Annotated in this window: 19 protein-coding genes; 13 read left to right on the top strand and 6 right to left on the bottom strand. The window is 71.1% G+C overall.

From position 1 onward, the window contains the following. The first annotated feature begins 122 nt into the window (after positions 1–122). From ACZ63F_RS39105 to ACZ63F_RS39115, 3 genes are all read left to right on the top strand, one after another. Complete coding sequence (locus ACZ63F_RS39105) at positions 123–1,010, top strand: FadR/GntR family transcriptional regulator (RefSeq protein WP_351484815.1); 888 nt, start codon at positions 123–125, stop codon at positions 1,008–1,010. Between the two features lie 553 nt (positions 1,011–1,563). Beyond that, positions 1,564–3,120: an RNA polymerase sigma factor gene (locus tag ACZ63F_RS39110; RefSeq protein WP_390644042.1), complete on the top strand. Its 1,557-nt coding sequence runs from the start codon at positions 1,564–1,566 to the stop codon at positions 3,118–3,120. 122 nt (positions 3,121–3,242) lie between these two features. After that, positions 3,243–4,109 carry a serine protease gene (locus tag ACZ63F_RS39115; RefSeq protein WP_469718462.1) on the top strand — a complete coding sequence of 289 codons (867 nt, stop codon included), beginning with the start codon at positions 3,243–3,245 and terminating at the stop codon, positions 4,107–4,109. A gap of 97 nt (positions 4,110–4,206) precedes the next feature. Here the strand turns inward: ACZ63F_RS39115 and ACZ63F_RS39120 are convergent, their stop codons facing one another. Further along, a complete protein-coding gene (locus ACZ63F_RS39120; RefSeq protein WP_365712001.1) occupies positions 4,207–4,437 on the bottom strand; it encodes a DUF7455 domain-containing protein in 231 nt (76 codons plus the stop codon). 441 nt (positions 4,438–4,878) lie between these two features. On the opposite strand from ACZ63F_RS39120, the gene ACZ63F_RS39125 reads away from it, so the two are divergent. The 6 genes from ACZ63F_RS39125 to ACZ63F_RS39150 all read left to right on the top strand — a co-directional run bounded on the left by ACZ63F_RS39125 (position 4,879) and on the right by ACZ63F_RS39150 (position 12,473). Then, the gene (locus ACZ63F_RS39125) at positions 4,879–7,002 is read left to right on the top strand and encodes a DNA gyrase/topoisomerase IV subunit B (protein ID WP_469718464.1); all 2,124 of its coding nucleotides are present in this window, start codon (positions 4,879–4,881) and stop codon (positions 7,000–7,002) included. 893 nt (positions 7,003–7,895) lie between these two features. After that, complete coding sequence (locus ACZ63F_RS39130) at positions 7,896–8,429, top strand: DUF1453 domain-containing protein (protein WP_469718465.1); 534 nt, start codon at positions 7,896–7,898, stop codon at positions 8,427–8,429. Next, entirely contained in the window at positions 8,426–9,577 is a 1,152-nt protein-coding gene (locus tag ACZ63F_RS39135; RefSeq protein ID WP_469718466.1) for a sensor histidine kinase, read from the top strand. The genes ACZ63F_RS39130 and ACZ63F_RS39135 overlap by 4 nt, the downstream gene beginning before the upstream one ends. After that, on the top strand, positions 9,574–10,266 hold the full coding sequence (locus tag ACZ63F_RS39140) for a response regulator transcription factor (protein ID WP_469718468.1): 693 nt from the start codon (positions 9,574–9,576) through the stop codon (positions 10,264–10,266). Before ACZ63F_RS39135 ends, ACZ63F_RS39140 begins: the two co-directional genes overlap by 4 nt. A 60-nt stretch (positions 10,267–10,326) precedes the next feature. Next, a complete protein-coding gene (locus ACZ63F_RS39145; RefSeq protein WP_469718469.1) occupies positions 10,327–10,884 on the top strand; it encodes a DUF485 domain-containing protein in 558 nt (185 codons plus the stop codon). Continuing rightward, positions 10,881–12,473 (top strand): solute symporter family protein, encoded by a 1,593-nt coding sequence (locus ACZ63F_RS39150; protein WP_469718470.1) that lies wholly within the window; start codon positions 10,881–10,883, stop codon positions 12,471–12,473. The genes ACZ63F_RS39145 and ACZ63F_RS39150 overlap by 4 nt, the downstream gene beginning before the upstream one ends. Positions 12,474–12,488: 15 nt before the next feature. Here ACZ63F_RS39150 and ACZ63F_RS39155 read toward each other — a convergent pair whose 3' ends face one another. Continuing rightward, the gene (locus tag ACZ63F_RS39155; RefSeq protein ID WP_469718471.1) at positions 12,489–13,181 is read right to left on the bottom strand and encodes a response regulator; all 693 of its coding nucleotides are present in this window, start codon (positions 13,179–13,181) and stop codon (positions 12,489–12,491) included. Positions 13,182–13,339: 158 nt separating this feature from the next. Between ACZ63F_RS39155 and ACZ63F_RS39160 the strand changes: the two genes are divergently transcribed. The 3 genes from ACZ63F_RS39160 to ACZ63F_RS39170 all read left to right on the top strand — a co-directional run bounded on the left by ACZ63F_RS39160 (position 13,340) and on the right by ACZ63F_RS39170 (position 16,117). Continuing rightward, positions 13,340–14,155: an ABC transporter ATP-binding protein gene (locus ACZ63F_RS39160; protein WP_469718473.1), complete on the top strand. Its 816-nt coding sequence runs from the start codon at positions 13,340–13,342 to the stop codon at positions 14,153–14,155. After that, positions 14,145–15,011 (top strand): ABC transporter permease, encoded by an 867-nt coding sequence (locus ACZ63F_RS39165; protein WP_469718474.1) that lies wholly within the window; start codon positions 14,145–14,147, stop codon positions 15,009–15,011. The genes ACZ63F_RS39160 and ACZ63F_RS39165 overlap by 11 nt, the downstream gene beginning before the upstream one ends. A 62-nt stretch (positions 15,012–15,073) precedes the next feature. Further along, on the top strand, positions 15,074–16,117 hold the full coding sequence (locus tag ACZ63F_RS39170) for an ABC transporter substrate-binding protein (RefSeq protein WP_469718475.1): 1,044 nt from the start codon (positions 15,074–15,076) through the stop codon (positions 16,115–16,117). Between the two features lie 18 nt (positions 16,118–16,135). Here ACZ63F_RS39170 and ACZ63F_RS39175 read toward each other — a convergent pair whose 3' ends face one another. The 4 genes from ACZ63F_RS39175 to ACZ63F_RS39190 form a co-directional block, all read right to left on the bottom strand. Next, a complete protein-coding gene (locus ACZ63F_RS39175) occupies positions 16,136–16,816 on the bottom strand; it encodes a response regulator (RefSeq protein ID WP_469718477.1) in 681 nt (226 codons plus the stop codon). Beyond that, the gene (locus ACZ63F_RS39180) at positions 16,813–18,486 is read right to left on the bottom strand and encodes a sensor histidine kinase (RefSeq protein WP_469718478.1); all 1,674 of its coding nucleotides are present in this window, start codon (positions 18,484–18,486) and stop codon (positions 16,813–16,815) included. The genes ACZ63F_RS39175 and ACZ63F_RS39180 overlap by 4 nt, the downstream gene beginning before the upstream one ends. 82 nt (positions 18,487–18,568) lie before the next feature. After that, entirely contained in the window at positions 18,569–19,513 is a 945-nt protein-coding gene (locus tag ACZ63F_RS39185) for a sucrase ferredoxin (RefSeq protein WP_469718479.1), read from the bottom strand. A 67-nt stretch (positions 19,514–19,580) separates the two neighbouring features. After that, complete coding sequence (locus ACZ63F_RS39190; RefSeq protein WP_469718481.1) at positions 19,581–20,837, bottom strand: citrate/2-methylcitrate synthase; 1,257 nt, start codon at positions 20,835–20,837, stop codon at positions 19,581–19,583. A 201-nt stretch (positions 20,838–21,038) separates the two neighbouring features. Between ACZ63F_RS39190 and ACZ63F_RS39195 the strand changes: the two genes are divergently transcribed. Beyond that, positions 21,039–22,337 (top strand): ROK family protein, encoded by a 1,299-nt coding sequence (locus ACZ63F_RS39195; protein WP_469718483.1) that lies wholly within the window; start codon positions 21,039–21,041, stop codon positions 22,335–22,337. The last annotated feature ends 3 nt before the right edge of the window (positions 22,338–22,340 follow it).

Consider the following 22,340-nt stretch of genomic DNA (forward strand, 5'->3'; position numbering starts at 1 on the left):
CCGCGCAGATCGGCCATTTCTTTCCGATAAGGCGTCAATTGCGATGGGGTGAGCGATCACCCTTTCGTGTGCTTTTCACCAAAGACCTCAAGGGAGTTGGAGGCAGCGCCGACAAAGGATCCGTGAGTACCCTTGCGCACACCATGATGACCGCCGCCCGCTCCGCAGACTCTGGTCTGGTCGGCCCGGGCGAACTCGACCGCTACCCCTACGCGGAGGTCCCCGTCACCGATCGGGTCGGCACGCCCGCCTGGGAGGGCGCGGATCCGGAGCTGGGCCGTGTGGGCCGGCGCGCCGCGGGCAGCCGTGGCCGCGGACTGCACGGTCAACTCGTCCAACAGCTGGGTCAGATGATCGTCTCGGGCGACCTGGGCGCGGACCGCCCGCTGGTCCCCGAGGAGATCGGCCAGCGTTTCGAGGTCTCCCGCACCGTCGTCCGTGAGTCCCTCCGGGTCCTGGAGGCCAAGGGCCTGGTCAGTGCCCGCCCGAACGTCGGCACGCGGGTGCGTCCCGTCAGCGACTGGAACCTCCTCGACCCGGACATCATCGAGTGGCGGGCCTTCGGGCCGCAGCGCGACGACCAGCGCCGTGAGCTCAGCGAGCTGCGCTGGACGATCGAGCCGCTCGCCGCCCGCCTCGCCGCCGGGCACGGGCGCGAGGACGTCCAGCAGCGGCTCTGCGACATGGTCGAGATCATGAGCCACGCCATGGCGCAGGGCGACGCACTGACCTTCTCGCGCGCCGACGCCGAGTTCCACTCGCTGCTCATCCAGATCGCCGGCAACCGCATGCTGGAGCACCTGTCCGGCATCGTGTCGGCGGCCCTCCAGGTGTCCGGCGGCCCGGTCACCGGCTGTGAGCGGCCGAACGAAGCGTCCCTGGCCCAGCACGCGCGGATCGTCGACGCGCTCGGCACCGGCGACGGCACCGCGGCCGAGTCGGCGATGCGTCAGCTGCTGACCGTCCACCCCGAGGTGGAGCGCGTGGTGCCCGCCCCGCGCGAGCACTGACCCGCGTCGCGAGCGGTGCGCTCGGTCAGCCCCGCGTTGTCGGGGCGCCGTCGGTTCGGGAACCCGCTTCCGCCGGCCGCCGCCGGACCCCGCCGGATCCTTCAGGGCTCCGGCGGGGCCCGGCGATGCGGCGGGGCCGGGCGCGGTCCGGGCGCGGTGGCCGATGGCGCGACGGATCCGGCGGCGGTCGTACGACCGGACCGGTTGCGCGGCAGTCGTACGACCGGACCGGTGGCGCGGCGGTCGTGCGGCGGGCTCCGAAGTGGTCCGAACGGCCGGGAGAGATCATTAACGACTACCTATGCCCCTGTCTGACCGTTTTTGAGCGCTTACGGGGTGTGACTCGGGCCACGTAGATTGGGCGTAACGCTCTTGCGAACAACGCGATGACCTAAGAGGTGACAGCCGCGGAGGGAATACGGACGCCATTCATGGCGCTGTGAATCTTCCCGGCCCCCGCCCGCGCCGTCGGCCCATCCCCAAGCCGGCGGTCGGCTCCAGTCCGTCCCGGACGGGGCCGGAAGCCGTTTTCCAACGTTCCGAGAGGTTGTTCGTGTCGGCCAGCACATCCCGTACGCTCCCGCCGGAGATCGCCGAGTCCGTCTCTGTCATGGCTCTCATTGAGCGGGGAAAGGCTGAGGGGCAGATCGCCGGCGACGATGTGCGTCGGGCCTTCGAAGCTGACCAGATTCCGGCCACTCAGTGGAAGAACGTACTGCGCAGCCTCAACCAGATCCTTGAGGAAGAGGGTGTGACGCTGATGGTCAGTGCCGCGGAGCCCAAGCGCACCCGTAAGAGCGTCGCAGCGAAGAGTCCGGCCAAGCGCACCGCCACCAAGACGGTCGCGGCGAAGACGGTGACCACCAGGAAGGCCACCGCCACGGCCGCCCCTGCCGTGGCGCCCGCCGCCGTCGCCGACGACCCGGCCGAGGAGGCGGCGCCCGTGAAGAAGGCCGTTGCCAAGAAGGCCGCCCCCGCCGCAAAGAAGACGGCCGCGAAGAAGACCGCGACCGCCGCCGCCAAGAAGACGGTGGCCAAGAAGACCGCAGCCAAGAAGGACGACGCCGAGATCCTCGAGGAAGAGGTCCTCGAGGAGGCCAAGGCGGGCGCCGAGGAGCCGGAGGGCACCGAGAGCGCGGGCTTCGTCCTGTCCGACGAGGACGAGGACGACGCGCCGGCGCAGCAGGTCGCCGCGGCCGGTGCCACCGCCGACCCGGTCAAGGACTACCTCAAGCAGATCGGCAAGGTCCCCCTGCTCAACGCCGAGCAGGAGGTCGAGCTCGCCAAGCGCATCGAGGCCGGCCTGTTCGCCGAGGACAAGCTGGCCAACGCCGACAAGCTGGCCCCGAAGCTCAAGCGCGAGCTGGAGATCATCGCCGAGGACGGCCGCCGCGCCAAGAACCACCTCCTGGAGGCCAACCTCCGTCTGGTGGTCTCCCTGGCCAAGCGCTACACCGGCCGCGGCATGCTCTTCCTGGACCTCATCCAGGAGGGCAACCTCGGTCTGATCCGCGCGGTCGAGAAGTTCGACTACACCAAGGGCTACAAGTTCTCCACGTACGCCACCTGGTGGATCCGGCAGGCGATCACCCGCGCCATGGCCGACCAGGCCCGCACCATCCGTATCCCGGTGCACATGGTCGAGGTCATCAACAAGCTCGCGCGCGTGCAGCGCCAGATGCTCCAGGACCTGGGCCGCGAGCCCACCCCGGAGGAGCTGGCCAAGGAACTCGACATGACCCCGGAGAAGGTCATCGAGGTCCAGAAGTACGGCCGTGAGCCCATCTCCCTGCACACCCCGCTGGGCGAGGACGGCGACAGCGAGTTCGGTGACCTCATCGAGGACTCCGAGGCCGTCGTCCCGGCCGACGCCGTCAGCTTCACGCTCCTCCAGGAACAGCTGCACTCGGTGCTGGACACCCTGTCCGAGCGCGAGGCCGGTGTCGTGTCCATGCGGTTCGGTCTCACCGACGGTCAGCCGAAGACCCTCGACGAGATCGGCAAGGTGTACGGCGTCACGCGTGAGCGCATCCGTCAGATCGAGTCCAAGACCATGTCGAAGCTGCGCCACCCGTCGCGGTCCCAGGTGCTGCGCGACTACCTCGACTAGGTCGCGTTCGTACGGCGCCGAAGGCCCGGCCTCCCACCGCGGAGGCCGGGCCTTCGTGCTGCGGCGTGCGGTGCGCTGGATGACTCTGGGTGTCCCAGTCCCACCCAGAGTGAGGAGCGTGCATGCGCCGTTCTGTTGCCCCGGCCCTGATCCGGCCGCTGATCCTGGCGGCCGTCAGCGCGGCCATACCACTGGCCACCACGTCTCCCGCCACTGCCGACAGCGTCGTGGTCGGCGGCTTCCCCGTCGACGTCTCCCAAGCCCCGTGGACGGTCGCGCTGTCCAGCCGTGACCGGTTCGGAGGTACGCGGGCCGGTCAGTTCTGCGGCGGGGTGGCGATCGGCCGGACCACCGTGCTGACCGCGGCCCACTGCCTGGCCGACGAGGTCATCGGCGGGCCGTCCGGCCCGGTCCGCGACCTCAAGGTCATCGCGGGCCGCACGGATCTGCTCGCCGCACAGGGCAAGGAGATCCCGGTGACCGCGGCCCGGATCAATCCGGACTACGACCCCGACGCGAACACCGGTGACTTCGCCGTCCTCACGCTTGCCGAGCCCTTGCCGGCCCGCGCGGTCATCGCGATGGCCCCCCGGGGGGACACCGCCTACGCGCCCGGCACCAGTGCCCTGGTCTCGGGCTGGGGCGACATCACGGGCGGCGGCGACTACTCGCGTCGGCTCTACGCGGCGCGGCTCCACGTGCTGCCGGACGGGACGTGCGAGCGGGCCTATCCCGGTGGCCCCGACGGCACCTACCGGCCCGACTCGATGGTGTGCGCGGGCGAGACCGGGGGCGGCCCTGACGCCTGCCAGGGCGACAGCGGCGGGCCGCTGGTCGCCAAGGGCAAGCTGATCGGGCTCGTGTCATGGGGGAGCGGCTGCGGGCGACCGGGCAGTCCCGGCGTCTACACGCGCGTCTCGGAGGTCGTACGGGCCCTTGGTCCCGGAGGCGCTCTCAGGGGTGCGCGAGGGCCTCACGGGCGCTCCTGAGGGCCCTGACGCGAATACGACGAGGGCGGCCGCTCCCGGAGGAGCGGCCGCCCTTCACCGGCCTGTGCCGGAGCTGGCTCGTCGTGGATGCGAGAGGTCAGCGCTCATCTTCGGAGGCGGTGGCAGGAACGGAGGTCAGCCGTTCCGTCTCGTCCTGTATCTCAGCGGCGATCTTCTTGAGTTCCGGCTCGAACTTGCGACCGTGGTGGGCGCAGAAGAGCAGTTCTCCGCCGCTGAGCAGCACGACGCGCAGGTATGCCTGGGCGCCGCAGCGGTCGCAGCGATCGGCGGCCGTCAGGTGGCTCGCGGGGGTCAGAACAGTAGTCACGTCGCCTCTTCTCTAGCTCGACGAGCTGTCGTACCAGGGTCAACATCCAACCAGCCCGAAAACGTTCCCGCTCGGGGCTTCTCCTCGAAAAAAATCTTTCGAGGTGGCCGTCTGCTGCCGGTTGGCGGCGAATGTGCCGTATTGCGTCGTCTTAGGTGCTTACGGGTTCGCGCGGTTCATCGGTCTCATCCTCCCGGCCGGGTTGCCGGTTGTTTGTGAGGACGTGCCCGGAGCCTAAATGGTTCATGCCTCGAAGGGAACGTGATATGTACTTCACTCCATCGAGGGATCGAACACGCATACGACCCTGGACTAGTGTGAGTTCATGACGAGGGTGGCGTTACAACGGCTCTACCAGGCCTCGGTACCCTCTGAGCGGCGACCGAAGCCGGCCCCTTACCCCAAAGGGGCTCCATTGAAATTCAGCGAGGAGCGAACCGCGTGACCGCCGATACGTCCGTGCCGTCCACAGCGCTGCTGGCAGGAGCAGACCGGGACGGTTCCAACTACACCGCGCGGCACCTGCTCGTCCTTGAGGGCCTCGAAGCCGTGCGCAAGCGCCCCGGCATGTACATCGGCTCGACCGACAGCCGCGGTCTGATGCACTGCCTGTGGGAGATCATCGACAACGCCGTGGACGAGGCCCTCGGTGGGTACTGCGACCACATCGACGTCATCCTCCACGACGACGGCTCCGTCGAGGTCCGGGACAACGGCCGCGGCATCCCCGTGGACGTCGAGCCCAAGACGGGCCTGTCCGGCGTCGAGGTCGTCATGACCAAGCTGCACGCCGGCGGCAAGTTCGGCGGTGGCTCCTACGCGGCCTCCGGCGGTCTGCACGGCGTCGGCGCCTCCGTGGTCAACGCGCTTTCCGCGCGTCTCGACGTCGAGGTCGACCGCGGCGGCAGCGTGCACGCCATCAGCTTCCGCCGTGGTGTACCGGGGGCCTTCACCGGCGCAGGGCCGGACGGCAAGTTCGAGGCCGGGAGCGGGCTGCGCAAGACCAAGCGGGTGCCCAAGACCCGCACCGGCACGCGCGTGCGCTACTGGGCCGACCGCCAGATCTTCCTCAAGGACGCCAAGCTCTCCCTGGACACGCTGCACCAGCGAGCCCGCCAGACCGCGTTCCTGGTGCCCGGCCTGACCATCGTCGTCCGTGACGAATACGGACTCGGCGAGGGCGGCAGCAAGGGCGAGGAGTCGTTCCGCTTCGATGGCGGCATCAGCGAGTTCTGCGAGTACCTGGCCACCGACAAGCCGGTCTGCGACGTCCTCCGTTTCTCCGGGCAGGGCACCTTCAAGGAGACCGTCCCGGTCCTGGACGAACACGGCCAGATGACCCCCACCGAGGTCACCCGCGAACTCGGCGTCGACGTGGCGCTGCGCTGGGGCACCGGCTACGACCAGAACCTCAGGTCCTTCGTCAACATCATCGCCACGCCCAAGGGCGGCACCCATGTGGCCGGCTTCGAGCAGGCCGTCCGCGAGACCCTCAACGAGGCCCTGCGGGCCAAGAAGCTGCTGCGCGTCGCCGAGGACGACATCGTCAAGGACGACGCCCTGGAGGGCCTCACCGCCGTCGTCACCGTCCGGCTCGCCGAGCCGCAGTTCGAGGGCCAGACCAAGGAGGTCCTCGGCACCTCGGCGGCCCGCCGGATCGTGAACAGCGTGATCTCCAAGGAACTGAAGGCGTTCCTCACCTCCACCAAGCGCGATACCGCCGCCCAGGCCCGCGTGGTCATGGAGAAGGTGGTCGCCGCCGCGCGGACCCGCATCGCGGCCCGTCAGCACAAGGACGCGCAGCGGCGCAAGACGGCTCTGGAGTCCTCGTCCCTGCCCGCCAAGCTCGCCGACTGCCGCAGCGACGACGTCGAGCGCAGCGAGCTGTTCATCGTCGAGGGAGACTCCGCGCTCGGCACGGCGAAGCTCGCCCGGAACTCCGAGTTCCAGGCCCTGCTGCCGATCCGCGGCAAGATCCTCAACGTCCAGCGGTCCTCCGTGACGGACATGCTGAAGAACGCCGAGTGCGGGGCGATCATCCAGGTCATAGGGGCGGGTTCCGGCCGCACCTTCGACATCGACGCGGCCCGCTACGGCAAGATCATCATGATGACCGACGCCGACGTCGACGGCTCGCACATCCGCTGTCTGCTGCTGACGCTGTTCCAGCGCTACATGCGGCCCATGGTCGAGGCCGGCCGGGTCTTCGCCGCGGTGCCGCCGCTGCACCGCATCGAGATCGTGCAGCCCAAGAAGGGGCAGGACAAGTACGTGTACACGTACTCGGACCGCGAGCTGCGCGACAAGCTCATGGAGTTCCAGAGCAAGGGCATCCGGTACAAGGACTCCATCCAGCGCTACAAGGGACTCGGCGAGATGGACGCCGACCAGCTGGCCGAGACGACGATGGACCCGCGTCACCGCACCCTGCGCCGCATCAACCTCTCCGACCTGGAGGCGGCCGAACAGGTCTTCGACCTTCTGATGGGCAACGACGTGGCTCCCCGCAAGGAGTTCATCTCCGGCTCGGCGGCGACGCTGGACAGGTCACGGATCGACGCGTAGCCGCTGCGCCGGGCCGCAGCCGGAGAGGCGACCGGAGGGCCCTGACGCGGTGGGCCGGGGCGCGATGGCCGAGGCGTGGTGGGCCGGGGCGCGGTGGGCCGGGCGGCGGGTGTTCGCCGTCCGGTGGGCCTCTCCGGTCCGGCTGGGACGCCCGGCGTCGGCCGTCCGGCCGTCGGTCCGGTCGGTCGTCGTGCCGTGGTCTGTGCGGGGTGGCTGCCGGGGTGCCTGCTGCGTCCTGCCAGGGTCGGCGACCGGCTGAAGTGTGAGGCGTCCGTCGGCCACGGCGCGGCGTGCCCGGCGGGTGTCCTGCGGCGGGACCGTCGCTTTCGCGCTTCCCTGATTCCGTTTCCGCGCGAAGCCTGTCGGCTGTGGTGTGCCGGGCCCGCCGGTTGCTCCGAGGCGGCGTCCGGCGGCGGTTTCGTGAAGCGCTCGGGGTGCTTACGGAACCGAAGCGCTCGCGGAGCGCTTTCGGTGCTTGCAGAGAGCTCTCGGTGCTCGTGATGCTGGGCTGTCAGCTTTGCTGCGCAGTGCCTGCGGGGGGAAAACCGGACGTCGCGTCGCGTCGGGCTGACTGGTGGGCGGCTGTTCTGCGTGGGCGGCTGTTCTGCGTGCTGTCCGTGCCCACCGGACTTTTCACGGGCTCTCCTCGTCGATCACCCACGCCCATCGAGCCCCGCCCGCCGGGTCCAACCCCCGTCGGCTCGCCTGCGCCCGGTCGGCCGCCCCTGTGGCCCGCGTGGGGTTCTCCACCCGGGGGTGGAGGGATCCCGCTCGCTGGAATCCACCCGTGATCCACCCTCGCTCCGATCTGCTGACCTGCGCATTTCCGTAGCGTCGAAGGCGTCGGCAGCTCCCGCTCCCGGCACCGCCCCTTCCCGCTCACGGAGGCTTTGATGTCCGGGCTCGTCAACGCGTTGCTGATCGTGGCCGTCGTCGTCGTGGTGATCGCGCGCCAGTTCCGCGCCCGTCCGATCGACACAGGCAGGCGCTGGTGGCTGGTGCCCGTGATCCTCGCGGTCGTCGCGCTGCGTGAACCCGGCATACTCGACCCCCACCACCGCACCGCCTCCGCCGCGCTGCTCGGCACGGAACTGCTGGTGGGGCTGGTGATGGGTGCCGCCTGGGCCTGGACCACACGGGTGTGGCGGGAAGCAGACGGCGTCGTGTGGACCAAGAGCACCAAGGCCAGCGCGATCGTCTGGTTCGGCGGCATAGCCGTGCGTGTCGGGCTCTACGCCCTCGGAGCCGTGGTCGGCGTCCACCAGGACAGTGCGGCCCTCATGCTCGGACTGGCGGTCACCCTGCTGGTGCGGGCCGGCATCCTCGTCTGGCGCGCGCAGACGCTTCCCTCCGCAGCCTCCGCGAGCGGCCCTGCCCGGGCGTACGGTGACGGAATGGCCCGGGTCACCAGGAAGGAAGGCGTGTGACGGAGAACGCCTGGACACGCTGGCCCTCGCGAGAGGCGCTGAGCCGGGAGGGGCTCTCCCAGCCCCGGCGGTCCCTCGCCTGGGGCGTGCGACTGCTCGTGCTCGCCCTGCTGCTGTGGAGCGCCTTCACCCAGTCGCACGTCCACGGCTGGGGGGCGGCCGCGGCCGTGGCGGGGGTTGTCGTGACCGGTGTGGTCTCCTGGGGTTTCTTCCGGACCACCTATGCCCACAGGCTTGTGCCCTCCCTGGCGCTCGTCAGCGTCCTCCTCGCCATCGCGGTGGTGGCGGAGACCACCGGCTTCCGGGGACCGGCCCTCGTGATCTGGTGCGGCTGCGGCATCTCCGCCCTGGAGCGGCTGCCGGTCGCGATCGCTCTGCCCGTCGCCGCGGTGGCCCTGGCCTCGTACTCCGCGTTCAACAACGACGTATGGCTGACCACCGCGGCCACCGTCGTCGGAATGGCTCTCGCGGGCTACGTCATGCGACTCGACGCCGAGGCTCGGGGCAGTGCCCAGCGGCTGCTCGCCCAGGAGCGTGCCGCGAGAGCGGCGGAGGCCGAGTCCGCGGCGCTGGCGGAGCGGGCGAGGATCGCACGGGAGATCCACGACGTGCTGGCCCACAGCCTCTCGGCACAGATGGTGCACCTGGAGGCCGCGCGGTTGCTGATCGAGCGCGGGGCCGACCGGGAGCAGATCCTCGAACGGGTGGTGGCAGCCCGGGGCATGGCCCGCGACGGGCTCGCAGAGACCCGCCAGGCCCTGTCCGCCCTGCGCGGTGAGCTCACCCCGCTGGAGGACTTCCTGACCGAACTCGTCGGCTCGACCGACGGCGCCGAGGTCACCGTGACGGGTGAACGCAGGTCTCTGCCCGCGGAGGCGTCGCAGACTGTACGGCGCGTAGCCCAGGAGGCGCTGACGAACGTGCGCAAGCACGCCCATGGCGCCAAGGTCCAGGTCCGGCTGGACTACAGCGAGCACGAAGTGGCACTGAACGTAAGGGACTCGGGCGGTCGTCCCGGCGAGCTCAGCGGCGCCGGCGGCGGGTACGGTCTGCTGGGTATGCGGGAGCGGGCCGAGCTGCTGGGCGGGTCGCTGGAGGCAGGGCGTGACGACGAGGGGTTCGAGGTGAGGTTGAGGGTGCCCGTATGACGGAGACGGAGGGGGAGAGGAAGCCCGCACGGGTCGTGGTCGCCGACGACCAGACGGTGGTCAGGGAGGGGATCGTGATGCTCCTCGGGCTGCTGCCCGGCGTGGAGGTCGTCGGAGCGGCGGGTGACGGGGAGGAGGCGGTCCGGCTGGTCGCGGAACTCTCTCCGGACGTGGTGCTGATGGACCTGAGGATGCCGCGCTGCGACGGCGTGGAGGCGACCCGGCGGATCCGGTCGGAGTACCCCGGGACTCAGGTGGTGGTGCTGACGACGTTCGCCGACGACGAGTCGCTGTTCCCGGCGCTGCGGGCCGGCGCCCGTGGATACCTGACCAAGGACGCGGGCGGGGACGAGATCGTGCGAGCCGTGGAGAGCGTGCTGTCGGGGGACGCGGGGCTGTCGCCGAGCATCCAACGGCGACTGCTGGAGCGGCTGTCGCAGCCTGAACCGGCACCCGTGGCCACCGAGGCGCCCGACGGGCTGACCGCGCGGGAGACGGAGGTCCTCGTGCTGATCGCGGAGGGTTTCACCAACCAGGAGATCGCCCGGAAGCTGCACGTGTCCACCGCGACCGTGAAGACACACATCAACAACCTGTTCGCCAAGACGGGGCTCAAGGACCGGGCGCAGGCGGTGCGTTACGCCTATGGGAAGGGACTGGTGCGGCCACCAGGGGATTCAGTCACCTGATGGGGTGAAGAGCCAGGGGAAGAAGAGTCGGGGATCTTCCCGATCTGTCCATCCTTGGGCATGCAGTCAAGCAACGGGCGTCGCCGCGACGGCGGGGGCGACTCCGAGAGTTCGGCCGGGCGGCACGAGGACCAGGGCGAGTACGGCACGGCCTCCCGGGACGTCAGGTACGAGGACCCCTGGTACGACGCACTGGCCTCCGGCTGGGGTGAGCGGGACGGCACCGGGGAGCCGCCGCCGGCCGTACCCGGCGCGCGAACGGAGCGGGACGGCGCGGCTGTTCGCGCCCGTGACGTCTATCTGGAGGTGCAGCGCAGCGCGGCCTTCCAGGAGGTGCGCAGCCGGTACCGAAGATTCGTGGTGCCCGGGGTCGCCGTCTTCCTGTCCTGGTACGTGGGGTACGTGGTGGCCGCGACGACGGCGCCGGGGCTGATGGCGCGGCCCGTCGCCGGCGCGGTGAACGTGGCGATGGTGGCGGGGCTCGGGCAGTTCCTCACCACGTTCCTGCTCACCTGGGCCTACGCCCGGCACGCGCGGTTGCGCAGGGACCGTGCCGCGCTGGAACTGCGCTGGGACACCCAGGAGCTGACCCGGGGCGTCCAGGGCGGTGCGTCATGACGGGTCGGCACCAGACGCTGGCGCTGCTGCTGTTCAGCGCTTTCGTCGCCGTGACGCTCGGGATCACGACGTGGGTGAGCCGGAAACGGCACGGTTCGGCGGAGGAGTTCTATGCCGGCGGTCGGCTCTTCTCCCCGATGGAGAATGGTTTTGCCATCGCGGGTGACTACATGTCGGCGGCCTCCTTCCTCGGCGTGACCGGGCTCATCGCGCTGTTCGGTTACGACGGGCTCCTGTATGTGGTCGGGTTCCTGGTCGCGTGGCTTGTCGTGCTGTTTCTGGTGGCCGAACTGGTGCGGAACTGCGGGAAGTTCACCCTGGCCGACGTGGTCGCGGCGCGGATGCGCGAGCGGCCGGTGCGGATCGCGGTGGGGACGTCGTCGGTCACCGTGTCCGTTCTCTATCTGGTGGCGCAAATGGTCGGGGCGGGGAGTCTGGTCGCGCTGCTGCTGGGGCGGACCAGCGAGGCGGCGCAGGCGTGGACGGTCATCGGGGTCGGCGCGCTGATGGTGATCTACGTGTCGCTGGGCGGGATGCGGGCCACCACCTGGATCCAGATCGTGAAGGCGGTGCTGCTGCTGAGCGGGACGGTGGCGCTGACCGTGCTGGTGCTGCTGCGCTTCCACGGCGACGTCGACCGGCTGCTGCTCACGGCCGCCGACCGCAGCGGGCACGGGAAGTCGTTCCTGGCGCCGGGACTCAGGTACGGCGGGAACTGGAGCGCGCGGCTGGACTTCATCAGCCTCGGGCTGGCGCTGGTCCTGGGCACGGGGGGTCTGCCGCACATCCTGTCCCGCTTCTACACGGTGCCGACCGCGCGGGCGGCGCGGCGCTCGGCGGTCTGGTCGATCGGGCTGATCGGGAGCTTCTACCTGATGACGATCGTGCTCGGCTTCGGGGCGGCGGCCCTGGTCGGGCCGGACGCGGTGCGCTCGTCGAACGCGTCGGGGAACACGGCGGTTCCGCTGCTGGCGCTGGACCTGGGCGGCGGCGCGGGTTCCACAGGCGGAACGGTTCTGTTCGCGGTTGTCGCCGCCGTTGCCTTCGCGACGATTCTCGCCGTGGTCGCGGGGATCACCCTCGCGTCCTCGGCGTCCGTCGCCCATGACCTCTACGCCTCCCTGCGCAGGCCGCACACCAAGCAGCGCAGCGAGGTCACGGTGGCGCGCACGGCGGCGGTCGGCATCGGTGTCGTGGCGATCGCCCTCGGCCTGCTGGCCCGGGACATGAACGTCGCCTTCCTGGTGGGCCTCGCCTTCGCGGTGGCGGCCTCTGCGAACCTGCCGGCGCTGCTCTACTCGCTGTTCTGGCGCAACTTCACGACACGCGGCGCGGTGTGGGCCGTATACGGCGGGCTCGTGCCCGCGCTGGTGCTGGTCGTGCTGTCCCCGGTGGTGTCCGGAAGCCCTGGGGCGCTGTTCCCGGGGGTGGACTTCCAGTACTTCCCGTTGCAGAACCCGGGCATCGTCTCCATCCCCCTCGGCTTCCTGGCCGGCTGGCTCGGCACGGTCACCTCCGACGAGGTCCCGGACGAGGCCCGGCACGCGGAGACCGAGGTGCGGTCGCTGACGGGGGCGGGGGCCGTCTAGGGCCGCGCGGAACGGCTACGGCGCCACCCAGGCGTAGCGGTGCTCCGGGCGGCCCGTGTCGCCGTACTTCAGGGAGAGGCGGAGGCGGCCGGCCTGTTCCAGGTGGCGGAGGTAGCGCTGGGCTGTGGAGCGGCTGAGGCCGGTCTCGGCGGCGACCTCGTGGGCGGAGAGCGGATGGCCGGCGCGGTGCAGGACGCCGCAGATGAGGTCCGTGGTGGGCTCGGAGTGGCCGCTGGGCAGGCCGGGCGCGGACGGCGCCGGTGAGGTGCGCAGGGCGCCGAAGATGCGGTCGACCTGCTCCTGGCCCGTCAGTCCCCGGCCGCCGACCCGGTCGACGGTGCGGCGCAGGGCGGCGTAGGAGTCCAGGCGGGTGCGCAGGGCGGCGAAGGTGAATGGCTTGACCAGGTAGTGCAGGGCGCCCAGGCGCATCGCTTTCTGGACGGTCGTCACGTCGCTGGCCGCCGTGATCATGATGACGTCGGTGCCGTGGCCCTGTTCGCGCATGCGGTGGACGAGTTCGAGGCCGGTCTGGTCCGGCAGGTAGTGGTCCAGCAGGACCAGGTCGATGGCGCCGCGGTTCACGGCGGCCAGCGCCTGGGCGGCGCTGTGCGCGCGGGCGGCCACCCGGAAGCCGGGAACCTTCCCCACGTATTTTGCGTTTATCTCAGCGACGCGGAAGTCGTCGTCGACCACCAGCACGTCAATCATCAGGCCTCTCCTTCAAGGCCGGCGAGCGTTAAGCCCGTGTTTCGTCTGCGCAGTTGTAGCGCGAGCAAAAAGAGCACAACAGATGCTTGCGAGCAAAAGAACGGCTTGCGCCCAGAAGACTGCTGTCGTGGTCCGGGTCACACCTACCGTCCCGGCTCATGAACGCAGACACCAGCCCCGCCATCGAGCTGCGGGGCGCGAGCAAGATCTTCAAGACCCCGTCGGGGGGTCTGCACACGGCCGTCCGCGACCTCGACCTCACTGTGGGGCGCGGTGAGTTCGTGGCCGTCGTGGGGCCGACGGGTTGCGGCAAGTCCACCACGCTGACCCTGGTCAGCGGCCTGGAGGAGCCCAGTGAGGGCGAGGTGCTGGTGGCCGGTGAGCCGGTCGCGGGCGTCGGTGACAAGGTCGGCTTCGTCTTCCAGCAGGACGCCACCTTCCCCTGGCGGACCGTGCTCTCCAACGTGATGGCCGGGCCCCGCTTCCGGGGCGTGCCCAAGGCGGAGGCCAGGGAGAAGGCCCGCGCCTGGCTGGCCAAGGTCGGGCTCGCCGCGTTCGAGGACCGCTATCCGCACCAGCTCTCCGGTGGCCAGCGCAAGCGCGTGGCACTCGCCGCGACCTTCGTCAACGACCCCGAGATCCTGCTCATGGACGAGCCGTTCTCCGCGCTCGACGTGCAGACCCGGGCCCTGATGTCGGACGAGCTGCTCGAGCTGTGGGAGGGCACGGGTGCCTCGGTCGTCTTCGTCACGCACGACCTGGAGGAGTCCATCGCGCTGGCCGACAAGGTCGTCGTCATGACCGCCGGACCCGCGACCGTCAAGCAGGTCTTCGACATCGACCTGCCCCGCCCGCGCAAGGTCGAGTCGGTGCGTCTGGAGCCGCGGTTCATCGAGATCTACCGCGAGATCTGGGAGTCCCTCGGCGAAGAGGTCCGCATCACCCGTGAGAGGGGTGCCGCCCATGTCGCCTGAGGTGCTCAGCACACCGGTCGTCGACACGGTCAAGGCCGGCCCGGACCGCGCCCGGTCCAGGGCCCAGGCCGCCCGCAGACGCAGGGCGATCGTGTTCGCCGTGCGCGTGCTGCTCCTGGTGGCCGTCCTCGGCCTGTGGGAGGTCCTGTCCCGGGCCGAGGTCATCGACCCGTTCAACTTCTCGATGCCGTCGAAGATCTGGGACCAGATCTGGACCTGGATGACCCACGGCACCGCGCTCGGCTCCCTGGGCGAGCAGATCTGGTACACGCTCTACGAGGCGCTGCTCGGCTGGGTCATCGGTGTCGTCGCCGGTGTGGTCTTCGGCATCGCCCTCGGGCGGATCGCCTTCCTGGCCGACGTCCTCGGCCCCTACATCAAGGTGCTCAACTCGATCCCCAGGATCGTGCTCGCCCCGATCTTCGTGATCTGGTTCGGGCTCGGCGCGTCCTCCAAGGTCGCCTCGGCCGTCGTGCTGGTGTTCTTCCCGGTGTTCTTCAACGCCTTCCAGGGCGCCCGCGAGGTCGACCGGAACCTGGTCGCCAACGCCCGGATCCTCGGCGCGAGCGACCGCAGGGTGGCCCTCCAGGTCGTCATCCCGTCGGCCACCTCGTGGATCTTCACCAGCCTCCACGTCAGCTTCGGCTTCGCCCTCATCGGCGCCATCGTCGGCGAGTACATCGGCGCCACCAAGGGCATCGGCCTGCTCGTCGCACAGTCGCAGGGCACCTTCAACGCGGCCGGTGTCTATGCCGCGATGGTCATCCTCGCCGTCGTCGCGCTCGCCGCCGAAGGGCTGCTCACCTTCGCCGAGCGCCGCATCTTCCGGTGGAAGCCGTCGGACTCCGACAGCTGACCGCCCACCTCCTGCCTTCTCCGCTTCTCCCCGCACCGCCCTCTCACAAGGACGTGAACAACATGCGCAAGTCCGCCAGATACAGCACCCTGGCCGCCGCCGGCCTGCTCGCCCTCTCCTCCCTCACCGCCTGCGCCAACGACGCGGCGAGCACGGCCTCCACCGGCTCCGGCAAGGGCACGAAGGTCAAGATCATGGTCGGTGGCCTGGACAAGGTCATCTACATGCCCGCCATGCTCACCCAGCGGCTGGGTTACTTCGACGCCGAGGGCCTGAACGTGGAACTGCTGACCGAGCCGGCCGGCGTCCAGGCCGAGACGGCGCTCGTCGCCGGGCAGGTGCAGGGGACGGTCGGCTTCTACGACCACACCCTGGACCTGCAGACCAAGGGCAAGTCCGTGGAGTCCGTCGTGCAGTTCTCGCACGCTCCCGGCGAGGTGGAGGTCGTCTCCACCAAGGCGGCCGGGGACATCACCTCGCCCAAGGACTTCAAGGGCAAGAAGCTCGGCATCACCAGCCTCGGCTCGTCGACCGACTTCCTCACCAAGTACCTCGCCGTCAAGAACGGGGTGAAGGTCAGCGACTTCTCACCGGTCGCCGTCGGAGCGGGCGCGACCTTCATCTCGGCGCTCCAGCAGGGCTCCATCGACGGCGGCATGACGACCGACCCGACCGTCGCGACGATCCTGGACAAGAAGGCGGGCAAGGTTCTGGTGGACATGCGGACGCCGGAAGGATCCCAGAAGGCGCTCGGCGGGCCGTACCCGTCGTCGAGCCTGTACATGCAGACGGACTGGGTCAACAGTCACAAGGACACCGTCCAGAAGCTGGTCAATGCATTCGTCAAGACGCTCAAGTGGATGTCCACGCACAGCGCCGACGAGATCGCGGCCAAGATGCCCGCCGACTACGCCCAGGGCGACAAGGCCCTCTACACGCAGTCCATCAAGAGCACGCTGCCGATGTTCACCGACGACGGGGTGATGCCGGAGAACGGCCCGGAGACCGTGGAGAAGGTGCTCAAGGCGTTCAACACGAACATCCAGAACGCCGATGTCGACCTGAGCAAGACGTACACCACGGAGTTCGTCAAGGCGGCCAAGTAGGCGGTCAGGTAACACGCCTCAGCCGCGGGTCGCCCACACGTAACGGTGTTCGGGGCGGCCCGCGTCGCCGTACTTGAGGGTCAGCCGGGCCCGTCCGGTGCGTTCCAGGAGCTTCAGATAGCGCTGGGCGGTCTGCCGGCTCACCCCCGTCCGCTCGGCGATCTCCTGGGCCGACAGCGGGCCCTCGGCGCTCATCAGCGACTGGCGCACCAGTTCGGCGGTGGTGGGGGAGTGCCCCTTGGGCAGCCCCGGTTCGGACGGCGCCGACAGGGCGCCGAAGATGCGGTCCACCTCGGCCTGTTCGGCCTCACCGCCGCCGTCCAGGGTCCGCCGCAGCTGCGCGTAGGCCTCCAGCTTGGCGCGCAGCCCGGCGAACGCGAACGGCTTGACCAGGTACTGCAGGGCGCCATGGCGCATCGCCGCCTGCACGGTCGACACGTCCCGGGCGGCCGTCACCATGATCACGTCGGTCTGGTGGCCACGCCGGCGCATCTCCTGGACCACCGCGAGGCCCGTGTCGTCGGGCAGGTAGTGGTCCATGAGGACCAGGTCGAGGCGGGGCAGCGTCGCCAACAGGCGCAGGGCCTCCACCGCGTTGTGGGCCTCACCGGCCACATGGAAGCCGGGTACCTTGCCGACGTAGGCGGCGTTGACCCGGGCGACCCGGGTGTCGTCGTCCACGACCAGGACCTCGATCATCGCGCCTCCTCCTCGGCCGCGGTGAGCGCCGGCCCGAACGCCGGCGCCGGCTCCAGTTCCGGCTCGGTCAGCGCCTCGGGGAGCACGACCGTGAACTGAGCGCCACCGCCCTCCGGTCCGCCCACGGACGCGGTGCCGCCCTGCCGTTCGGCGAGCCGGCGCACCAGGGAGAGCCCGATGCCGCGCTTTCCGTGCGCGGGCGGCTTCTTGGTGGACCAGCCCTCCGTGAAGACCAACTCCCGCTGTTCCGCCGGGACCCCGGGCCCCGTGTCACGCACGCCGAGGACCACCGCTCGGCCCTCCGTGCACAACTCGACCTCCACGCGCGCGTGCGGCGTACCGGCGACCGCGTCCAGCGCGTTGTCCACCAGGTTGCCCACGACCGTGACCAGGCCCCTGGGGTCGATCAGCCGGTCCGGCAGCCAGGTACGGTCCGACACCCACAGGGCGACCCCGCGCTCGGCCGCGACGGTCGCCTTGCCGACCAGCAGGGCGGCCAGCAGCGGGTCCTGGATCTTCTCCGTGACCTGCTCGGCGGTGACCCGGTGGTCGCCGACCACCTCGCCGACGAACTCCACGGCGTCGTCGTACATCTCCAGTTCCAGCAGCCCGAGCAGGGTGTGCATGCGGTTGGCGTGCTCGTGATCCTGGGCGCGCAGGGCGTCGATCAGGCCCCGGGTGGAGTCGAGTTCGCGGCCGAGCTGCTCCAGCTCGGTGCGGTCGCGCAGGGTGGCCACCGCACCGCCGTCGTCGGTGGGCATACGGTTGGCGACCAGGACCCGCTGGCCGCGCACGGTGAGCAGGTCCGTGCCGGTGACCCGGCCGGCCAGCACGTCGGTCGTACGGCCATCGCCGAGCGCCTCGTCGGGGGAGCGGCCGACGGCCTCGTCACCGATGCCCAGGAGCCGCCGCGCCTCGTCGTTCAGCAGGCGGATGCGGCCGCCGCGGTCGAGGGCGACGACGCCCTCCCGGATGCCGTGCAGCATCGCCTCGCGCTCCGCGAGCAGCGCCGAGATGTCGGAGAAGGCCAGGTCGCGGGTCTGCCGCTGGACCCGCCGGGAGATCAGCCAGGCGGCCAGCGCGCCCACCGCGAGGGCGCCGCCGGCATAGGCGAACAGCCCGGGGATCGTGCTGAGCAGCCGGGCCCGCACGCTGTCGTACGCGATGCCGACCGAGACCGCCCCGATGATGCGGTGCCGCGCGTCGTACAGCGGCACCTTGCCGCGTGCGGAGCGGCCGAGGGTGCCGTTGTCGATCTGCATGACCTCCTTGCCGTCCAGCGCCTCCGACGGGTCGGTCGACACGTGTCGGCCGACCTCCGAGGGAGTGGTGTGCGACCAGCGGAATCCGCCGCGGTCCATCACCACGACGTACTCGGCGTTGGTGGCCAACCGGATCCGTTCCGCCTCCTTCTGCACGGGCCCGTTCACGGTCGGCCCGGTGGTCAGCACACCCTCCGCGATCTGCGGGTCCTGCGCCGTGGTCTGGGCGATCGCCAGGGCCCTGCGCATCGCCTCCTGGTCCAGTTGCTTGCTCAGCGGTGCCAGGAAGAGGCCGGTGGCGAGCACCGCGACCCCCGCGGCTATCGCCAGCTGCATCAACAGGAGCTGGGAGAACACCTTCCGGGGCAGCCGGGGGCGCAGACGGCGCACGGGGGGCGTGGGGCTCATACCCACGACGGTACGTGCGCGGGTACGCCGTGCTAAGGGGGTGTGGCGTGGATCTCTTGACCAGTTCTTGGGAAAGTCCGGGTCAGCTCGCCAGGGTCGTGGCCCTCCGCAGCTCCCGCAGCGACACCACGTCCATCCGGGCCGGCGACCCCAGCACCGACACCCCGCAGCTCTCCGGGCGCGGCGGCAGCGAGGCGCCCTGGGCCACCACCACCCGCCAGCGGCGGCCGTCGGTGTGGGTGACCGTGACCTCCCAGCGCGGGGCCGCGCCCTCGGTCCCCACGACACTCAGCGCGCCGGCCGTGTACTCGCCCGCCGCCTCGCGCACCGCCAGTTCGGCCGCCTGGCCGGGCCGTTCCCAGGCGGAGCAGCCGCGGCAGCCGTCCAGCACCACGCGGCCCTCGTGGATGCCGTGCAGGACCTCCTTGACGGCATGGGCCTCGGCGCGGCCGTAGGCGTAGCCGTACGGCAGGACGAGCACCGTCGGGGAGAAACGATGACCACCCAGATGGGTGACCTCCCAGATGTTCTCCACCCCGGACGTGGCCAGCTCGGCGGCGAGCGGGCGGCCCAGCAGGGCGCAGCAGCGGTCGCGCCTGCCGTTGGTGCAGACGAGCGCGAGCGGGCTGCCCGGGTGCGGCCGGCCGCCGAGGGCCGCGCCGAACGAACGGTGGTCGCCCGCGCCGAGCGCGGCGATGTCGAGGTCGAGCAGGCTTGCCGGATCGCGGGTGGTGGCGCTGTGCAGCCAGACGTTGCCGGGGACCGTGTGGGCGACGTACACCTGGCGTACGGCGGGGACGCCGGGGTCGGCGTGGCGGCCGGGGCGGCGGATGAGCGCGACCCGTACGCCGGTCCCCTGGGCGGCCGCCTCCAGGGCGCGGCCCAGCGCGGGGTCCAGGTGGCTCGAAGTGAGCGCCTTGGGACCCCACGGGCCGGGTTGTTCCAGCAGCAGCCACGTCGTCGCGGTGGCCGCGGTGCCGGAAACGGGCTCGTCGAGCATCCGGGAGACGGTTGCGCACCTACTCACACAGGTGAGCCTAACCTGACTTCGGCCCGGGTGAGTTCCGGCCTGGTCCCGCACGCCTCCGCTGGGGCTACTCCGGCAGGGGCTGCGGCGGCTTCGGGCCGACGTAGTGGCCGCTGGGGCGCATGCGCAGCGGGCGTTCCCCGTACTCCTCCAGGGCGTGGGCGATCCAGCCCGCCGTCCGGGCGACGGCGAAGATCGTCTCGCCCGCCGTCGCCGGCATCCCGCAGGAGGCCGTGAACACGGCGAGCGCCAGGTCGACGTTGGCGTGCAGCGGAGTGTGCCGGGCGGTCGTGGCGACGATGTCCCGGGCCGCGAGCAGGGCGGGCTCCGCACGGGGGACGTCCTCGAGGAGTGCGAACAGCGCACGCGCGCGTGGGTCCTCGCCCTGGTAGAGGCGGTGGCCGAGGCCGGGGATGCGGCGGCCCGCGCGGAGTTCGTCCGCGATCACCGTGACCGCGGTGCCCTGGTCGAGGACGTCGAGCAGCATCCGGTGGGCGAGGCCGCTGGAGGCGCCGTGCAAGGGGCCTTCGAGCACGCCGAGCCCCGCCGACACGGCCGCGTACGCGTGCGCACGGGCGGAGGCGGCGACCCGGACGGCGAGGGTGGAGGCGGCCAGGTCGTGGTCGACGAGCAGCGCGAGCGCGGTGTCCAGTACGCGCAACTCGGCGTCGCTCGGGTCGATGCCGGTGAGCCGGCGCCACAGGCGGTGGGCCAGCGGGCCGTCGTCGTGCCCCGGCCGGCGCCGCACCGGAAGGGCGGCGACGAGCGTGGGGATCAGTAGGCGCGCGGTGCCGAGGACGGACTCCTCGGACAGGTCGAAGCGCAGCGGGTCCTCGGCGGCCGCGGCGATCGTGGCCACCCGCAGCCGGTCGGTGGGCGAGGTGTGTTCGGGCAGCGCGTCGACGGCCCGGCGGGCGACCGCGAGGGTGGCCTCCGGGGCGGTGAAGGCCGTGCCCCGGATCATGCGGCCCGTCCACAGCCACTCGGCCACCTCCTCGTAGGAGTGGTGCGCGGCGAGTTCGGTGGCGTCGACGCCCCGGAAGAAGTACCGGTCCTGGTCGATCAGCGTGATCCGGGTGCGCACCGACAGGTCGCCGCCGGAGCCCGGACTCCCGGCGGCCTCCCGCCTGTTGCGCCGGGCGAGCGCCGCCACCTCCCCGGCGTCGAAGGTGCTGGCACGGCCCCCGGGCTCGCGTCTGCTGCTGAGCTGACCCCGGCTCACGTAGGCGTACACGGTCTCGGGCTTCACGCCGAGCAGTTCGGCGGTCTCCCTGGTGCTCAGCCGCCGCGCGGGACTGCCGGGAGCGGGGTGTTGATCGCGCATGGGCGTCACCGTAGCCGCTTCGACACGGGTTGACTCGATCAATGTTGACAGGGGTCGAGGGGGTTGACGGTGCCCAGGGTTGACGGTGCCCAGGATTGACGGCGGCCAGACCTGCCTGCCGCGCCTGCCTGCGCTCCGCCCCTGGAGCCCCCGTGCCGCCGCCGGTGACGGCAGCGGTCGCCGGGACCATAAGCTCACTGCATGACCGACCACACCCGTACCCTCTCCCTGGTCCTGGGTCTGATCAGGAGCGGAGCTGCCGTGACCAGGCCGGACCTCGGCCGGCAGACGGGCCTGGGCCGGACGGTCATCACCCAGCGGGTGGACCACGCGGTCCGGGTCGGCCTGGTGGCCGAGGGCGAGCCGGCCCCCTCCACCGGCGGACGGCCCTCCCGCATCCTGCGGATCGCGTCCGGCCGCGGTGCCGTCCTCGGCGCGGTCTTCGGCGCCACCCACCTGCACGCCGCCGTGACCGACCTCGACGGGACCCTGCTCGCCGACCGGCGCGTGCCGTGGGACATCGAGTCGGGCCCCGAGGCGTCCCTGGCCACGCTGGTCGGCACGGCGGAGCGGCTGCTGAGCCCCGAGCTGCGGGAGCGCCTGTGGGGGGTGTGCGTGGGCGTCCCCGGGCCGGTGGACTTCGCGCGCGGGATGCCGGTGCGGCCGCCCATCATGGCCGGCTGGCACGGCTTCCCGCTCCGGGACCGGCTCGAGGCGCACTACGACGTGCCGGCCTGGGTCGACAACGACGCCAACCTGATGGCGCTGGGCGCCTGGAGCCGTACTCGGGCGACCGCCGGTGACAACATCCTGCTCGTCAAGGCGAGCACCGGCATCGGCCTGGGCCTGATGTCCAGGGGCCGGCTGCACCGGGGAGCGCGGGGCGCGGCCGGCGACCTCGGGCACACCATCGTCGCCGAGGAGTCCAGGCACCGGTGCCGGTGCGGCAAGTTCGGCTGTCTCGAAGCGTTCGCGGGCGGCTGGGCTCTCAGCCGTGACGCCCGGGCCGCGGCCCTGGAGGGGCGCAGCCCCTTCCTGGCCGAGCGCATGGAGCGGCTTGAGCGCCGGCACGCGCCGCTGGCCGTCACCGACGTGGTCGACGGCTGCCGGGCCGGCGACCGGGTCAGCACCGAGCTCGTCACCAGGGCGGGCGAGCTGGTCGGCGGGCAACTGGCGACGCTCGTCAGCGTCTTCAACCCCTCGACGGTCTACCTCGCCGGGGTGCTGGCGCAGGCCGGCGAGGTGTTCCGGGACCCCGTCGCCGAGGTCGTGGCCAGACGCTCCCTGCCGCTGGCCACCGACGAACTCGTCATCGCCCGGGTCGACCTCGGCCGCGCCGAGGGGGTCGTCGGGGCGGCGACCCTGGCCATCGACGAACTGCTGCAGCCGGACCTGCTCGACCAGTGGCTCGGGCACGGCAGCCCGCGCGGGATCCGCGCCCGCACCGGCGACCTCACCGGGCCGCTTCCCCTCGACGTGCCGCTGGCGGGGGCGCGGTAGCGG

Source organism: Streptomyces sp. NPDC104761, from assembly GCF_055583445.1.

Excerpts from the sequence above, each read along its gene's own strand:
- ACZ63F_RS39115 (WP_469718462.1), top strand. The coding sequence starts at position 3,243 with ATGCGCCGTTCTGTTGCCCCGGCCCTGATCCGGCCGCTGATCCTGGCG.
- ACZ63F_RS39130 (WP_469718465.1), top strand. The coding sequence starts at position 7,896 with ATGTCCGGGCTCGTCAACGCGTTGCTGATCGTGGCCGTCGTCGTCGTG.
- ACZ63F_RS39140 (WP_469718468.1), top strand. The coding sequence starts at position 9,574 with ATGACGGAGACGGAGGGGGAGAGGAAGCCCGCACGGGTCGTGGTCGCC.
- ACZ63F_RS39145 (WP_469718469.1), top strand. The coding sequence starts at position 10,327 with ATGCAGTCAAGCAACGGGCGTCGCCGCGACGGCGGGGGCGACTCCGAG.
- ACZ63F_RS39150 (WP_469718470.1), top strand. The coding sequence starts at position 10,881 with ATGACGGGTCGGCACCAGACGCTGGCGCTGCTGCTGTTCAGCGCTTTC.
- ACZ63F_RS39155 (WP_469718471.1), bottom strand. The coding sequence starts at position 13,181 with ATGATTGACGTGCTGGTGGTCGACGACGACTTCCGCGTCGCTGAGATA.
- ACZ63F_RS39160 (WP_469718473.1), top strand. The coding sequence starts at position 13,340 with ATGAACGCAGACACCAGCCCCGCCATCGAGCTGCGGGGCGCGAGCAAG.
- ACZ63F_RS39165 (WP_469718474.1), top strand. The coding sequence starts at position 14,145 with ATGTCGCCTGAGGTGCTCAGCACACCGGTCGTCGACACGGTCAAGGCC.
- ACZ63F_RS39170 (WP_469718475.1), top strand. The coding sequence starts at position 15,074 with ATGCGCAAGTCCGCCAGATACAGCACCCTGGCCGCCGCCGGCCTGCTC.
- ACZ63F_RS39175 (WP_469718477.1), bottom strand. The coding sequence starts at position 16,816 with ATGATCGAGGTCCTGGTCGTGGACGACGACACCCGGGTCGCCCGGGTC.
- ACZ63F_RS39180 (WP_469718478.1), bottom strand. The coding sequence starts at position 18,486 with ATGAGCCCCACGCCCCCCGTGCGCCGTCTGCGCCCCCGGCTGCCCCGG.
- ACZ63F_RS39190 (WP_469718481.1), bottom strand. The coding sequence starts at position 20,837 with ATGCGCGATCAACACCCCGCTCCCGGCAGTCCCGCGCGGCGGCTGAGC.
- ACZ63F_RS39195 (WP_469718483.1), top strand. The coding sequence starts at position 21,039 with ATGACCGACCACACCCGTACCCTCTCCCTGGTCCTGGGTCTGATCAGG.